At 35.9% G+C, this 16,799-nt stretch carries 9 protein-coding genes and 1 pseudogene; 4 read left to right on the plus strand and 6 right to left on the minus strand.

The window, feature by feature from the left end:
- Positions 1-14: 14 nt before the first annotated feature.
- The 3 genes from U9966_RS00925 to rraA all read right to left on the minus strand — a co-directional run bounded on the left by U9966_RS00925 (position 15) and on the right by rraA (position 4,082).
- Positions 15-1,673 carry an amino acid ABC transporter ATP-binding/permease protein gene (locus U9966_RS00925; protein WP_306346741.1) on the minus strand — a complete coding sequence of 553 codons (1,659 nt, stop codon included), beginning with the start codon at positions 1,671-1,673 and terminating at the stop codon, positions 15-17.
- Positions 1,666-3,417: an ABC transporter ATP-binding protein/permease gene (locus U9966_RS00930; protein WP_306346742.1), complete on the minus strand. Its 1,752-nt coding sequence runs from the start codon at positions 3,415-3,417 to the stop codon at positions 1,666-1,668. Before U9966_RS00930 ends, U9966_RS00925 begins: the two co-directional genes overlap by 8 nt.
- Positions 3,418-3,590: 173 nt before the next feature.
- Positions 3,591-4,082 carry a ribonuclease E activity regulator RraA gene (rraA, locus tag U9966_RS00935; RefSeq protein WP_306346743.1) on the minus strand — a complete coding sequence of 164 codons (492 nt, stop codon included), beginning with the start codon at positions 4,080-4,082 and terminating at the stop codon, positions 3,591-3,593.
- Positions 4,083-4,251: 169 nt separating this feature from the next.
- Here rraA and rpoZ point away from each other — a divergent pair, with 169 nt between their 5' ends.
- The 3 genes and pseudogenes from rpoZ to fumC all read left to right on the plus strand — a co-directional run bounded on the left by rpoZ (position 4,252) and on the right by fumC (position 7,542).
- Positions 4,252-4,536: a DNA-directed RNA polymerase subunit omega gene (gene rpoZ / locus U9966_RS00940; protein ID WP_306346744.1), complete on the plus strand. Its 285-nt coding sequence runs from the start codon at positions 4,252-4,254 to the stop codon at positions 4,534-4,536.
- 28 nt (positions 4,537-4,564) lie between these two features.
- A pseudogene (locus tag U9966_RS00945) lies at positions 4,565-5,980 on the plus strand (RelA/SpoT family protein); the annotation flags it as partial.
- A gap of 167 nt (positions 5,981-6,147) precedes the next feature.
- Positions 6,148-7,542 (plus strand): class II fumarate hydratase, encoded by a 1,395-nt coding sequence (fumC, locus tag U9966_RS00950; protein ID WP_306346745.1) that lies wholly within the window; start codon positions 6,148-6,150, stop codon positions 7,540-7,542.
- Positions 7,543-7,770: 228 nt separating this feature from the next.
- Here the strand turns inward: fumC and U9966_RS00955 are convergent, their stop codons facing one another.
- From U9966_RS00955 to U9966_RS00965, 3 genes are all read right to left on the minus strand, one after another.
- Entirely contained in the window at positions 7,771-11,769 is a 3,999-nt protein-coding gene (locus U9966_RS00955) for a BapA/Bap/LapF family prefix-like domain-containing protein (RefSeq protein WP_322631707.1), read from the minus strand.
- A gap of 174 nt (positions 11,770-11,943) precedes the next feature.
- Positions 11,944-13,143 (minus strand): aminotransferase class V-fold PLP-dependent enzyme, encoded by a 1,200-nt coding sequence (locus U9966_RS00960; RefSeq protein WP_306346748.1) that lies wholly within the window; start codon positions 13,141-13,143, stop codon positions 11,944-11,946.
- Between the two features lie 245 nt (positions 13,144-13,388).
- Positions 13,389-14,918: a YifB family Mg chelatase-like AAA ATPase gene (locus tag U9966_RS00965; protein WP_306346749.1), complete on the minus strand. Its 1,530-nt coding sequence runs from the start codon at positions 14,916-14,918 to the stop codon at positions 13,389-13,391.
- Between the two features lie 210 nt (positions 14,919-15,128).
- Here U9966_RS00965 and U9966_RS00970 point away from each other — a divergent pair, with 210 nt between their 5' ends.
- Entirely contained in the window at positions 15,129-16,292 is a 1,164-nt protein-coding gene (locus U9966_RS00970; RefSeq protein WP_306346750.1) for an FAD-dependent oxidoreductase, read from the plus strand.
- Positions 16,293-16,799: the final 507 nt, after the last annotated feature.

Raw genomic sequence — 16,799 nt, forward strand, 5'->3', positions numbered from 1 at the left:
TATCACCATATCAACTAAGACATTCTACCATTTTCAATTTCAATCACTTGATCGCAAATTGCCATTGTTGAGGCTCTGTGGCTAACCAAAATAATCAGTTTATCCTGTTTTACTTTTTGTAACGATTGTAAAATGATTGCCTCGTTTAAGCTATCTAAGTTACTGGTCGGTTCATCAAGTAAAATGATCGGGGCGTTGTGTAAGAACGCTCGGGCGATACCGATACGCTGTTTTTCGCCGTCTGATAAATTGTTGCCAAGCTCGGTAACTTTGGTGTCGTAGCCTTCTGGTAAGCTCATAATAAAGTCGTGCAATGACGCTTTTTTACTTGCCTCGATCACTTGTTCTTTGGTTGCCGAGCGGTTTGCCATTAGAATATTTTCATAAATACTTTCGTTGAAAATATAGGTTTGTTGTGTGATGTAAGCGATATGATCACGCAAACTCGCGGTGTTAATCTGTGGCAAAGCGGTCTGATTTATCGTAATTTTTCCACTTTGTGGATCGTAAAAACGCATAATCAGTTTCAGTAAGGTACTTTTACCGCTTCCGCTACGTCCGTGAATACCCACGATTTCGCCTTTGTTTATGGTTAAGTTGAGATCCGATAAAATCTTCTCATTTTCATAAGCAAAGCTTAAATTTTCTACTGTGATTTGTGCAACGTTATCTAAATCGGTGCTATTTACTACATCTTCTAAATCAGGCGTTTCATTTAATAGGGTTAAAACACGTTCGCCACTCGCGAGGGTTTGTAGTAAATTGCTCGATAAATTACTTAACGCAATCACAGGTCCGTAGCTCGACATCAATAAGATCACCGCCACTAATAAGCCTGCAAAATCAATCTGTTGGTAATAGAATAGAATTAAACCTGCGAATAAAATCACGATGTTGAAAGCAGATACCGCAATCTCGGTGTAAGAACGTACTTTGCCTTCTTGCTGTTTGATTTTTAAGAATGCTTGGTCAATTTTTTCACTGCGTTGATTGATTTCATCTAAACGTGGTTTTTCATTGCCAAAAAGCTGTAACTCTTTCATTCCACGCACGCTATCTAAGAAATAATCATTCATTTCGCCAACTAAATCACGGTATTTACGCCCGTCTTCTCGTGCCATTTTGGTGGTAATAATAGGTAAAATAAAGCCGATTGTGAGATAGGCTAAAAAGGCGATAACAGTAAACCAAATTGAAATATGAGCGAACACAACTAATAATAATGTAGAAGTTAAAAATGCGATCATTATCGGGGCGATAGTGTGAGCGTAGAAAACTTCTAACAATTCAATGTCGTTAGTGACCAGAGAAACAAGCTGTCCTGATTGCTTATCTTGTAATTTTACAAAGGCTAATTTACGCAATGCGGTAAAGACTTTTTCACGCAATAATGCAAGCAATTTGAAGGCAATATAATGTCCTGACATTTGCTCTAAGTAACGCAATAGTCCACGAGAAACCGCCAAGATAATCAAAATCATCAGCACACTACGTAATTCTAAGTGCATTTGAAAATCGAGCAAACTCGCCAAGCCCATTGCACCAAGCACCATAATAAAAATCGCAGAAAGGAAACCTAACACGCCAGTGATTACGGTAAAACTCATAATGTGAGCCAGCGGTGCGACTAATTTTAATAAATGCCACATCACAACAAATCCATTTTTACGCATTGTTATTTCCCCCGTTTCTGATACTTTCTAAATTCTGTTGCTGATTAAACATTTCAGCGTAAATACCTTGTTTATCCATTAACTGACGATGATTACCCTGCTCGGCAAGTTCGCCTTGTTGTAAAACAAAAATATTATCTGCCCACACGGCATTTGCTAAGCGGTGCGAAATCATCACAATGGTTTTTTCATTTTTGAGTTTTTGGATAAAGTTGAGAATAATCTCTTCACTTTCCACGTCAATATTACTGGTCGCTTCATCAAAAATATATAAATCCGCATTGTGTAATAAGGCACGAGCAAGAGCTAAACGCTGAATTTGTCCGCCAGATAAATTGCTACCACGACTTAACAATTCCATTTCTAACCCGCCATTTTCACGCACGAAATTCGCTAAATTGACTTGCTCTAAGGTTTGATAGATTTGCTCATCGCTCGCCTCTAAGTTTGCCATTAACATATTTTCTCGTAAGCTACCTTTGAAAATATACGAACTGTGGCTCACAAGTGAAACCTGTTGATAGAAAGAGTGGCGTTCGACGTCTTGAATATCTTGTCCGTTGAATAAAATTTTGCCTTGCTGTGCTTTATAAAAGCCCATTAGCAATGAAACTAAGGTTGATTTTCCGCAACCACTTTTACCCACAAAGACCGTTAATTGTTTTGGGGCAATGGTTAAGTTCAAACCTTTAATGGCTTGTTTTTCAGAGGAATAAGAAAAATGTAAATCTTTAATTTCAATAGAAATTGCATTTTTTACTGAGAATGTGACCGCTTGTTTATTCTCTTCTACTGGCGTATCTAATAAAGTGAAGATTTTATCGGACGCGGCTTTACCGTTCATTGCAACGTGAAAGAATGAACCGAGTAAACGTAGTGGAATAAAGAATTCTGATGATAATAAAATAAATAAAATGACACCGAAAATCCCCAAATTGCCGTCTTGATATTGCAATAATGCGGTTAAAATCCCTACCGCTGCCCCACCATAAGCCAGCAAGTCCATCAATGAAACGGAGTTTAACTGCATTGTGAGAACTTTCATTGTGATTTTACGAAAATGCTCCGCTTCTTCGTCCATTTTTTGGGATTTATGCTCATCATCTTGATAGATTTTTAAAGTAATCAAGCCCTGTAAATTATCTAAAAAGCTACTGCCTAAGCCGACATAAATCGCCCAATATTTACTTAATAATTTTTTAGCGATTTTATTGACCGCAATGATAGACATCGGAATTAACGGTACGCACACCAACAAAATCAAGGCTGTCGGTGCATTGAAAAACACCAAAAAGGCAAATAAAGTTAAAGGTGCAAGCAAGCTATAAAAAAGCTGTGGCAAATAACGACCGAAGTAGATTTCTAACTGCTCTACCCCTTCCGATGCTACCTGAATAATCGATGATGTAGATTGTTGATTAACTTGATTTAACGGCATTGATGCCAATTTTTCAAAAATTAAAGTACGTAATCTGTGTTTAACATCAGTACTCGCTTTATAAGAGGCTTTGACCGACATACTGCCCGCAAAGGCTCGTACCCCAAGTGCAGCGATCAAAATAATGGCATAAAAAACTCCACTTCCGAGTGAAAGAGAGCCATCAAAAGCCTGTTGCAATACCCACGCAAAAACTACCGCACTTACAATACCGCCAACCAGAGCAACCCAGTTCCACAGCACCGTTACCGCAATCCATTTTTTGCTATCGGTTACTGTGCCGATCAAACGTTTATCAATCATCATAGATTCATCATCCCGAAAAGTTTGTTATTAATTTGATTATTTTAGCATAGAGAAAGGCAAAAGATTATCACTCTTAATTAAAAATTAATAATATTTGGTAGGAATTTTATAAGAGTAAACCTTATCTTAAAACTAATTTTAAAATAAGGTTTGATTTTAATGAATTGAAAAAATTATGCCTGATAATCTTCTAATGGCTCTGGAGAAAGGACTATTCCCGTTAAATCAGCATAAACATAATCCTCTGGGAAAAAAGTCACTCCACCAAAATTAACTGGCGTGTCCACTTCTCCGATATCGGTATATTCAGCTCCAACAGGAATTGGAGCAAGTGCTTGAATACCAATTTCAAGGGTTTCTAAAATATCAACCTGACGAACAGCACCATAAACAATAATGCCTTCCCAACCATTATCAACCGCAAGAGTTGCTAGTTCAGCATCAATTAATCCACGTCTTAATGAACCACCACCATCAATAAGTAGTACTCGTCCTTCACCATTCTCTTTTAGTGTTTCTGCAATTAATCCATTACATTCAAAACATTTTATTGTGGTAATTTTTCCAAAAAAAGCACTATCTCCTCCAAATGTTGAAAACATTGGTTCGACAACATCAAGTTGGTCACTATAAAGATCACAAAGTAAAGAAGTATCAATATTCATAAGAAATCCTATTTAAAGATGAGTTTGAGGGTCAGTATAGATCTCTTTATTTAATAACTCAACATTTTGTTGCGTTTCCTTCATTTTGAGGCTAGCAAGTTACTAGCAACTTGTAGTATAATCGAAGATCCTTTCTATAATTTATAAATAATTTTTGGAGTAATAAAATATGGCTCGAGTGACAGTACAAGGTGCAGTAGATAAAGTTGGTAATCGTTTTGATTTAATTTTAATGGCGGCTCGTCGTGCAAGACAATTACAACTTCATATACGAGACCCTTTAGTTGAAGAAGAAAATGATAAAGCAACCGTAATTGCATTACGTGAAATTGAACAGGGTTTAATTACTAATGAACTTATGGATCAATTTGAAAATAGTGATGCCATTCAAAAAGAAGAAGCAGAAAAAGATGCGATCTCTTTCTTAACAAGTATAAAATCTACTGATATTTAATTTAGGTGTCATTGTGTATCTTTCAGAAATTTTTGAAGAGTTAAATAAAATTATTCAAACTTATTTACCATCAGATAAAATTGAATTAATAAAACAAGCTTTTGTTGTTGCTCGTGATGCTCACGAAGGACAGTTTCGTTCTAGTGGTGAACCTTACATTTGCCACCCTGTTGCAGTGGCTACGATTATTGCAGAAATGAAGCTTGATCATGAGGCGGTAATGGCGGCATTACTGCACGATGTAATTGAAGATACTCCTTATACAGAAGAAGAACTAGCAAATGCATTTGGTACAAGTGTTGCAGAAATAGTGCAGGGTGTATCCAAATTAGATAAGTTAAAATTTCGTACTCGTCAAGAAGCTCAAGTTGCTAATTTCCAAAAAATGATTTTAGCAATGACAAAAGATATCCGAGTTGTTTTAATTAAACTTGCTGATAGAACACACAATATGCGAACCTTAGGTTCATTACGAGCAGATAAACGTCGTCGTATAGCAAAAGAAACCCTTGAAATTTATACACCTCTTGCTTATCGATTAGGATTAGATAATCTTAAACGTGAATTAGAAGATCTCTGTTTTGAAGCTCAATATCCACACCGTTTCCAAGTATTAAAAATGGCTGTGGAGTACGCAAGAGAGAATCGTAAACGCTTGATTGAAACTATTTCAAATGAAATTCAAGGTTTGTTAGATAAGGCAAATATTCAAGGTTATGTATATGGACGTGAAAAAAATATTTATACCCTCTACCAAAAAATGCGTCAAAAAGATCAGCATTTTCAATCAATTTTAGACATTTATTCTTTTAGAATTGTTGTAGATAATATAGATAGTTGCTATCGTACATTAGGTTTATTACACTCGTTATATAAACCTCGTCCAACCTTAATTAAAGATTATATAGCCATCCCAAAACCTAACGGTTACCAATCCTTGCATACTTCAATGTTTGGACATAAAGGTATGCCTATTGAAGCTCATATCCGTACTAAAGATATGGATCAAATGGCAGTAATGGGCGTTTCTGCTTATTGGAGCTATAAAGATGATTCTCATACCAGTGTACAGTTACGAGTAAATAAATGGTTACAAAGTATTGTTGAATTACAGCAAAGTATTGAAAATACAGAAGAATTTATTGAAAATGTAAAATCTGATTTATTTTCAGATGATATTTATGTCTTTACACCAAAAGGACGTATTATTGAATTACCCGCCAAATCTACTGCTATTGATTTTGCCTATGCCGTTCACTCCGCAATAGGAAATAGATGTGTTGGAGCTATTGTTGATCGTAACCCTTATCCTCTTTCGAAGCCTCTTAAAACAGGACAAACTATTCAAATAGAAACACAAGAAGATCATTTACCAAGTGCAGAATGGTTAAATTTTGTGGTGAGTGCCAAAACTAGATCAAAAATTAGAAATGCGTTAAAACATAAAATTTAAGCGGTATGATTTTATAAAAAATTTGCAAAAAGTTTATAATAAATAACCGCTTAAATTTGTGATCTATATCAGAAAATCAGCATTATATTATTCCTTTCTTTTTTAGTCAGTGATACCATTTCGAGGTTATTATTTTTTATAAATTGAAGGAGTATTCTATGGAATTTCGTACTGAACACGATACTATGGGCGAAGTAAAAGTACCAGCTCATCGTTATTGGGCTGCACAAACTGAGCGTTCACGCAATAACTTTAAAATTGGCGAAGAAGCATCAATGCCAAAAGAAATTATTGAAGCCTTTGGGTATTTGAAAAAAGCAGCGGCTTTTGCTAACTGTGATCTTGGCGTATTACCAGCAGAAAAACGTGATTTAATCGCAAAAGCCTGTGATGAAATCTTAGCAAATCAATTAGAAGGCGAGTTTCCACTTGTGATTTGGCAAACAGGTTCTGGTACGCAATCAAATATGAATGTGAACGAAGTTGTGGCGAACCGTGCTCACGTTTTAAATGGTGGTAAATTAGGCGAGAAAAGTGTGATCCACCCAAATGATGATGTGAATAAATCACAATCTTCAAACGATACTTACCCAACCGCAATGCACATCGCAGCATACAAAAAAGTGGTTGAGCATACCCTTCCTGCATTAAGAAAATTACAAAAAACGTTTGCGGATAAATCAGCGGCATTCCAAGATGTGGTTAAAATCGGTCGTACCCACTTAATGGATGCAACCCCATTAACCTTAGGTCAAGAATTCTCAGCTTATGCAGCACAGCTTTCATTCGGTATCAAAGCCCTTGAAAATACCTTACCACATTTAAGCGAATTAGCCTTAGGTGGAACAGCGGTAGGTACAGGGTTAAATACACCAAAAGGCTATGATGTAAAAGTGGCGGAATATATCGCACAATTCACAGGTTTACCATTTGTTACTGCACAAAATAAATTTGAAGCCTTAGCAACTCACGATGCGATCGTAGAAACGCACGGTGCATTAAAACAAATCGCAATGTCATTATTCAAAATCGCAAATGATGTGCGTTTATTAGCGTCTGGTCCTCGTAGTGGTATCGGTGAAATCTTAATTCCTGAAAATGAACCAGGTTCATCAATTATGCCAGGTAAAGTAAACCCAACCCAGTGTGAAGCATTAACAATGGTGGCGGCACAAGTATTAGGTAATGATACAACAATCTCATTTGCTGGATCACAAGGACACTTCCAGTTAAACGTATTCAAACCTGTTATGGCGTTTAACTTCTTACAATCTGCACAACTTTTAGCAGATGCGTGTTTATCATTTGATGAGCATTGTGCAAGCGGTATCGAGCCAAATTACGCACGTATCAAAATGCAATTGGAAAACTCGCTAATGTTAGTCACTGCGTTAAATCCACATATTGGTTATGAAAATGCAGCGAAAATTGCAAAAACTGCACACAAAAATGGCACAACATTAAGAGAAGAAGCGATTAACTTAGGCTTAGTAACCTCTGAACAATTTGATGAATGGGTACGCCCAGAAGATATGGTGGGTAGTTTAAAATAACCATTTAATTACATTAACTAAAAGTTGAGTTCTATACTAGACAAAAATAGAACTCAACTTTTTTGTTGATTTCATCTACATATATATCAGGCAAATACACAAACTGTAGCGTCAAGGCATGCCTTGACGAATGGATATTTTGACGAATAAATACTTAGAAATGCTGAATATATGCAGAAATAAAAAGATGGGCATCAATCCCATCTTTTTTATTAGTGCTAAATGATACTAGATTACTGAAGTAATATCAGGATCAATAATCAACGAATAATTAGTAGTGGTATCATATATGTTAGTTGTTTTTTCTATTACTTCTGGCATATCATCTACTAAAATTAAATCTGGAGGAGTTGAGAATAACTCACGATACTCTACATTGAGTTCTTGTGATTTTTCAACTGAAGGTTCTTTTGAATCCTCAACTACTTCCGTAGCTTTATCATAGATGACCTCTCTTGGATATTCACAAATAATTTTACTATTTACCGTCATAGGTATTAATATATCCGTCAATATCCCAACAGTTTCATTTTCTTGATGTTCAGTCAGAGTTACAATTGATGTTACTGAATGTCCATTGTCTTCTGTTAACGTTTCTATATGGAATCCATTAATATGTTCTGTCACTAATTTAACAACTGTTTCACTGTTATCAGGGTTTACTACTGTTACTTTCGTTAATTCAGCTTCACCATCTAAGTTTTGATCAAAGGTTTCCGTTATTTTTGTAACCTTACCATTTGTATCTTTTTCAGTGATGATAGTTGTATCTAAGTTATCAGTATGTCTATCATCGTAAAGATGCTTAGATGCCTGTTTAGTTATTGTTGTTGTAGAACCATCATCATTCGTTATTGTATTGGTTACTTTTTTGAGAGGTTCGGCATCCTCAATTACGCCAGCAAAATCTTCTACTGCTGTAATTTGTTTACCAGAAGCATCTGGTGGATAATGTGTGTTTTTCACTTCAGGAGTTCCATCATCATTTGAGTCAATTGTTTCGATAGTGATTAATGCTCCATCATCATTAATAACAGTTTCTGTTATCTTCTCCGCTTTACCATCTAAGTCGATATCTATCGCTTCAATTGTTTTTATAATTTCACCATTCGCATCTTTTTCGGTAACAATAGTCGTATCCAGCTGATGATCACCTGTTGTATCTACTTTTTTAACTGTTACGGTAGATTTATCATCATTAGCTTTTGTAATAGAAATACTTTCCGTTGATGATTTTCCTTTTTCTTCAATATGAGTAGTTTCTATACTATATTTATCACCAAGCTTCTCATTGGTTATAGTCTTACTACTACGGCTTCCATCTGAATTTACAATAGTTTCTTTTATTGATTCAACCGTGCCATCTTGTTCTTTATCAAAAGTTTCTGTTACTTTGGTAATATTGCCATTAGAATCTTTCTCAGTGACTATCGTTGTATCTAAAACACCATCACGTAAATGATGACTGTCTATTCTTTGTGTTGTGGTAGTGGAGCCATCATTATGGGTGACAACATTCTCAGTATCAGGAATCTCTGGTCCAACATAAATTGGGCATGAAGTAATCTCAGTCGCCATACTTAATCCTTCAGGATTTAATTCTTGCTCTCTATATTTAACACTTCCAGCTATATAATTATCATCTATATAATCTCTTTCGATTACTCCGTTGTAATTAGTCGAGCTTTCAATATGAAGTTCTGTTTTTCCATCTAAATCAGTATCTACTTTTTTGATTTTTTTGATAAGTTGACCATTTTCACTTTCTTCAAGAAGAATTGCAGTATCTAATACACCATTGTGTGTTGAATCTGTTTTTCTAATGATAATTCTAGGGTCATTAGTATTATCATTATTGAGTTCTTTTATTACTGGAGCAAAAGTGTCTGTTAGTGTTCCAATAACTTCACCTTTCGTATGCTTAGTTGTTGTCACTGTTGATGTTACTGCATTTCCATTATCTTTAGTTAATGTTTCGATATGATAACCATTAATATGTTCAGTCACCAATGTGGTCGTTTCTTTACTACCATCATCGTTGATAACTGTTTCTTTTATTAATTCAGGTTCACCATCTAACTCTTCATCAAAGATTTCAGTTATTTTAGTCACCTGACCTTTCACATCTTTTTCTGTAATAACAGTTGTATCTAATCTATCATCTTGATAATAGCTTGTATCTGTTTTTCTTATTGTTACTGTTGAGCCATCTTTATTCGTTATCGTTTTTGTCGCACTTCGCGGTAGAGGATCTAAATCCTTAATTGCATCATTTTCATCGAAGTCGGTCACGCTTTCTCGAACTTGAGGATCATCTGAGTCATATTTTCGTATATGATCTACCGTTCCATCATCATTTGAATCAATTTTCACCATTGAAATTGATTTACCATCATCATTCACAACAGTTTCTATTATTTTTTCAGCTTTTCCATCTAAATCAACATCTATCGCTTCAACTGTTTTTATAACTTGACCACTTGAGTCTTTTTCAGTCACTATAGCGGTGTCTAGTTGACCATCACCTGTGGTATCTACTTTTTTAACGGATACTGTTGAATTATCATCTTTAGTTTCTATTATCGTGATACTTTCTGTTAATGATTTTTTTCCATTTTCTTTAGTCTGAGTTTCTACACTATATTTATCACCAATATTTTCATCAATTGCTTTAATAATCTTCGTTATATGATCATTCGAATCTTTCTCTGTAACTATTGTGGTATCTAAATCACCATCATTATCAGTATCTTTTGCTGTAATAATTGTAGTGTTTTTAACTTGAGATTCTTCAGCTTTATCTTCAATTTTATCCTCTACTTTAGACTCTTCTGCTTTAGGCTCTTCTACTTTAGGCTCTTCTACTTTAGATTCTTCTACTTTAGGCTCTTCTACTTTAGGCTCTTCTACTTTAGGCTCTTCTGCTTTAGGCTCTTCTGCTTTAGGCTCTTCTGCTTTAGGCTCTTCTGCTTTAGGCTCTTCTACTTTAGGCTCTTCTGCTTTAGACTCTTCTACTTTAGGCTCTTCTACTTTAGGCTCTTCTGCTTTAGGCTCTTCTACTTTAGGCTCTTCTACTTTAGGCTCTTCTACTTTAGGCTCTTCTACTTTAGGCTCTTCTACTTTAGGCTCTTCTACTTTAGGCTCTTCTACTTTAGGCTCTTCTACTTTAGGCTCTTCTACTTTAGGCTCTTCTACTTTAGGCTCTTCTACTTTAGGCTCTTCTACTTTAGGCTCTTCTACTTTAGGCTCTTCTACTTTAGGCTCTTCTGCTTTAGGCTCTTCTGCTTTAGGCTCTTCTGCTTTAGGCTCTTCTACTTTAGGCTCTTCTACTTTAGGCTCTTCTACTTTAGGCTCTTCTACTTTTGGCTCTTCTGCTTTAGGCTCTTCTACTTTAGGCTCTTCTGCTTTAGGCTCTTCTGCTTTAGGCTCTTCTGCTTTAGGCTCTTCTACTTTAGGCTCTTCTACTTTAGGCTCTTCTGCTTTAGGCTCTTCTACTTTAGGCTCTTCTACTTTAGGCTCTTCTACTTTTGGCTCTTCTGCTTTAGGCTCTTCTACTTTAGGCTCTTCTGCTTTAGGCTCTTCTGCTTTAGGCTCTTCTACTTTAGGCTCTTCTGCTTTAGGCTCTTCTGCTTTAGGCTCTTCTGCTTTAGGCTCTTCTACTTTAGGCTCTTCTACTTTAGGCTCTTCTACTTTAGGCTCTTCTGCTTTAGGCTCTTCTACTTTAGGCTCTTCTACTTTAGGCTCTTCTGCTTTAGGCTCTTCTGCTTTAAGAACTTCAGTTTTTGAATCGTTATCAATGAATGAAAATGCGCCTAATGTTGCACCTAGAACTGTACTACCGATCACTCCCGTGCTTAATACACTAGTTTCACCCATTGTTTCAGCTGCATTTAAACCATTTAATAGTGCGACACTTTCAGATGTTTGTGAACTCAACACACTTAGATCGCTACCTAATAGTTCAGATGCTTCTGCACTCTCAAGTGTTTTTGTACCAATAATATTTCCCGAAGTAGGATCAATTTCAAGCAACTGAATGGATTTTCCCTGCTGTGGATTTAAGAGTAAATGACGCGGTGTATCAAAATAATCTTCAACAGTCACCACTTTTCCATTATTTAATTTAATTTGTAAATCATTATTGATTTTATTTATTGATAAGATATTCTGTTTATCAAAAGGAAGAGAAACATACTTTGTCTGTCCTAAATTTTTAATTATTTGCATAAGATACCCTCTTTTTTTAATTGAACTTTACAATAGTGTATTTATTATACACTCATTGTGCAAAAAAAAAACGATTTTATTTTTTGTTTCATATTAATGATAATTTTGTATATCCGCTCATTTTTTAAATTGAAAACTCAAATATTAAATCTCATTTAAAGAATTAAATGAGCTTTATTCATTCTTCAATAATTCCAACGCACAATCTAATGCTTTAAAAAACTGCTCCATATCTTGTTGAGAATTATAATGAGCAAGAGACACTCGCACAGTGCCACTTTCTTTTAAATAATGTAAATACGGTTTGGCACAGTGTTCACCACTACGAATAGCTATTTTACTTTCCGTTAAGATACTTCCAATATCAGCGTGATGCTCACCTTTTATATTAAAACTAATAATCGGTGCAATCTGCTTACCCGCTAAAATTTGCAAATTTTTATAACAATCTAACCGCTTACGAAATTGTTTGGCTAAAGAATAAAGGTGATTATTTAGTTCTTCAAAATCCCATTGCTCCAACCACTGCAATACGGCACCAAAACCTATAACCCCAGCAATATTAGGTGTGCCAGCCTCAAAACAATAAGGCATCTCAGCAAGGGCTAAATGGGTTTCATCCACAGTTTGCAACATTTTTCCCCCAAACATAAGCGGTGAGATTTCAAGTAAACTTTGCAATTTCCCCATTAACACGCCAACCCCTGTCGCACCATACATCTTATGTGCGGAAAAGACATAATAATCAGCATCTAAACTTTGTACATCCACTTTTTCAGAAGATACTGCTTGAGCAATATCCAATAAAATTTTTGCATTAGAATATTGACGAATAATTGGAATTAACTTTTCGGCATTCTGACGCACACCTGTCACATTAGAAACCAAATTAAATGCAACAATTTTAGTTCGAGAGGATAATACTTGCTTTAATTCTCTTTCTTTAATTTGATAAGATTTATCTACCGACAACACAATTAATTTTGCACCAGTTCGCAATGCTAACTGTTGCCAAGGGACAAAATTAGCATGATGCTCTGCCACTGATACAATAATTTCATCACCTTGCTGAATACTATTCGCTGATCCATTCGCCACCAAATTAATAGAATGAGTGGTACCACTTGTCCAAACTACGGCTCTACGATCCTCAACATTAAACCGCAGTGCCACTAAATCTCTGGCTTGTTCATAAGCAGAGCTTTGTTCCAGATCATATTGACTGCGATGTACAGAACCTGCTGACATATAAAATTGCTGGGTTGCATTCACTAAAACGTCAGGTTTTAAAGTCGTTGCCGCAGAATCTAAATATGTCCATTCAGATTGATTTTCAAAAAAAGGAAAATGAGAACGAAATAAAATATTGATCATTGAGCTTATCTTTTAAATAATAGAAAGCGATTATTTTACACTATTTAACTTATCATCTTGATTAAAATTTTAGATAAAATATCTATAAGTGTATGCTTTTTACATCGTTCAATTCTAGGAACTTTGATAATTGAAAAGTGAGTAATAAAATTATTTGTCATATCAGTAAACCTTTTTTACATTTGTTACTGTCCTGATCGTAAAAATAGTATTTAGTTCAAGGGGGCTTGCCTTGTACTTTAAATCTATTCTCCCTGTAATCGTTGCAATAAACGATCCATTGCTCGATAACCTAAGGCTTCGGCAAGATGGGGTTGTTTAATTTGATCTTCTTCCGCTAAATCTGCAATAGTACGTGCTACTTTCAAAATACGATGATAAGCACGCACTGATAGCCCTAATTTAGTTAGAGCATTTTCTAAGAAAATCGCATCTTGTTTTGAGATTTTACAATCTCGCTCGATCTCTTTGGTAGAAAGTTTGGCATTGATTTTTCCTGAGCGTGCAAGCTGAATTTCTCTTGCTTTTAATACGCGTTGTTTAACCTGTTCAGTGGTTTCACCACGATTTACATTCGGATTTTGCAATGCGCCTTTGGGAAGTAATGGCACTTCAATGGATAAATCAAAGCGATCCAAAAAAGGACCAGACAAACGGTTTAAATATCGCATTACTTGTTGGGGTGAGGTACGGTTATGCGTACCTTGATAATGCCCTGTTGGGCTTGGATTCATTGCGGCAATCAGCTGAAAACTTGCAGGAAATTGTACTTTGGCGTTGGCACGAGAAATCACGATTTCGCCAGACTCCAACGGCTGTCGGAGTGCGTCTAATACTTTTTTCTCAAACTCAGGCAGTTCATCTAAAAACAGAATACCGTTGTGGGAAAGGGATATTTCACCGGGTTTGGGGATCGAACCACCACCCACTAACGCTACCATTGATGCCGAATGATGAGGCGAACGAAAAGGTCTTTGCTTCCAGTTATGGTAATTTAATTCATTTTGTACAAGGCTTGCCACTGCTGCCGTTTCAATGGCTTCTTCATCATTCATCTCAGGCAATAAATCTGCTAAGCGACTGGCAAGCATTGTTTTACCTGTACCGGGAGGACCTAAAAATAATAAATTATGTTGCCCTGCCGCAGCAATCATTAAGGCTCTTTTGGCGTGTTGTTGTCCGATAATATCTGTTAAATCACGTGAAATAAGCGGTACGATTTTTTGTTCTTTTTGCAAAATTTGTTGGGCGATGGGTAACTGATCACGATTATTCAAAAAGTTAACCACTTGCAACAGCGAAGTTGCACAAAGGGTTTCGGTATTTGACACCAAAGAAACTTCATTGGCATTTTGTTTGGCAATAATCAAAGCTCGTTTCACTTTTTGAGCCGCAAGCGTGGCAGGGATTGCACCGTGTACACCACGCAAAAATCCCGTTAAAGCAAGCTCCCCCAAAAACTCAAATTGATTTAATTTATCGCTGTCAATCTGCCCTGATGCTGCTAAGATCCCAATTGCAATCGGTAAATCAAAACGCCCTCCTTCTTTGGGTAAATCTGCAGGGGCAAGATTTACCGTAATTCTACGAGCAGGATAACTAAAATTCGCATTTAGCAATGCACTACGCACTCGATCTCGTGATTCTTTCACTGTGGTTTCAGGCAATCCCACCAAAGTTAAACCAGGTTTACCATTGCTAATGTGTACTTCAATCGTCACTAAGGGGGCTTCAACACCGATTGAGGCTCGGCTATATACAATGGCTAATGACATAAAAAATCCTGTTTTATTTTTATCTTAGCTGAAATTTTAAAGGAGAAAATAAAGCAAAATTATTTTTTCGATCTAGATCGCAAAATTTGCAAATTGTTATTCGCTCACATAAATATTGATTAAAAATAAAATTTTTGTAAATTTTTATAAAAATATAACCGCTTGTGATGTAGAATTTAAGTATATCTAAATTAAAAATGGTAATAAACAATGCAAGATGTAATCGTGATTGGTGGTGGAATGGTTGGGGCTGCCACAGCGTTGGGTTTGGCAAAGCAAGGTTTAAAGGTTGCTTTACTTGAAAAAAGAGCCTTGCCAACATTCTCACAAGAACAACCCTACGATTTACGTATTTCTGCAATCAGCAAAGCGTCAGTTCAGTTATTGGAAGAGTTAGGGGCGTGGCAACATATTCAAGAAATGCGAGTTTGCCCTTATGACGGTTTGGAAACCTGGGAAATTGATGGGTTTAATACGGTATTTTCTGCCCAAGATTTAGGGCTGAATGAACTCGGCTATATGGTTGAAAATAATGTGATTCAGCTTGGTTTATGGCAATGTTTAAAAGATTATCCAAATTGTCAGCAAGCGGTCGGATTTGAACAACTTTTTGCAAAAAATGAACAAGGCGTTTGGACGATAACCATTGATAATCAGCAACAATTTTCTGCCCCTTTAATTATTGCCGCTGACGGTGCAAATTCTCAGGTGCGTGGTTGGGCAGGGATTGGGCTAACCAGCTGGCAATATCGTCAGCACTGTTTATTAGCTGTAGTTAAAACCGAATTACCACAGCAAAGTGTTACTTGGCAACAATTTCATCATAGCGGACCTCGTGCTTTTTTACCTTTATTAGATCATCAAGGTTGTGTGGTTTGGTACGATTCACCACAACGTATCAAGGAATTACAAAGCCTTTCATCGCAAAAATTAACCGCTGAAATTCTGACACATTTTCCACAACGTTTAGGACAAATTGAAGTGGAAAATTGCGGTGCATTCCCACTTACCAGACAACACGCACAAAATTATTTTAAAAATGGCATTGTATTGGTGGGCGACTCGGCTCACACGATAAACCCATTAGCAGGGCAAGGGGTCAATTTAGGGTTTAAAGATGTCAAAGCTTTATTAAATGTATTAGAAAAAGCCCAACAAAAAGGCGAAAATCTAGCAAGTGATGAGGTGTTAAAACGTTATCAACACAAACGCAAACCCGATAATTTGTTAATGCAATCCGGAATGGATTTTTTCTATAAAACCTTTAAAACGGATTTATTGCCAGTAAAAGTTGTACGAAATTTAGGCTTATTTACGGCGGATAAAATTACGCCTTTGAAAAAGAAAGCCTTGAAATATGCAATTGGGTTGTAGGTAAAAAAACATAAGCGGTAAGATCTGTTTATGTTTTTGCAAATTCTTAGCGTTATAAAATAAATCGTAACAAAATACCATTAATAATGTGGTGAGAATTGAATGTACTATACCCATAGTATAAAATTTATTTAATTTTTAACCCCAACGTTATTTTTTTATACAAAATAAAATGCTAATATTTAAACAGTTAAATTTTTTAACTCATTCCATATTTTTTTATTCTTGCTATAAGGAAAATTATTATGAATACTCTTAACAAACAAACAAACAAACAAACAAACAAACAAACAAACAAACAAATAAGTCTAGTCTAAGACTTTCTTATCTTCACTCTCTTATTCTTCTCTCTTTCAATCCTTTTTTATTCTCGCAGGCTGTTGCTGAAACTCAACCAAGTATTACCCAAAAAACAAATTTAGGCACATTAAAATCAGATAATACTGGGGAGTCATGGGTTATAGCTTTAAGTCGTGATGGTACGATTGCAGGTGGTTGGGCTGATAA

The organism is Pasteurella atlantica (assembly GCF_963693435.1).
Taxonomy (GTDB): Bacteria; Pseudomonadota; Gammaproteobacteria; order Enterobacterales; family Pasteurellaceae; genus Phocoenobacter; species Phocoenobacter atlanticus.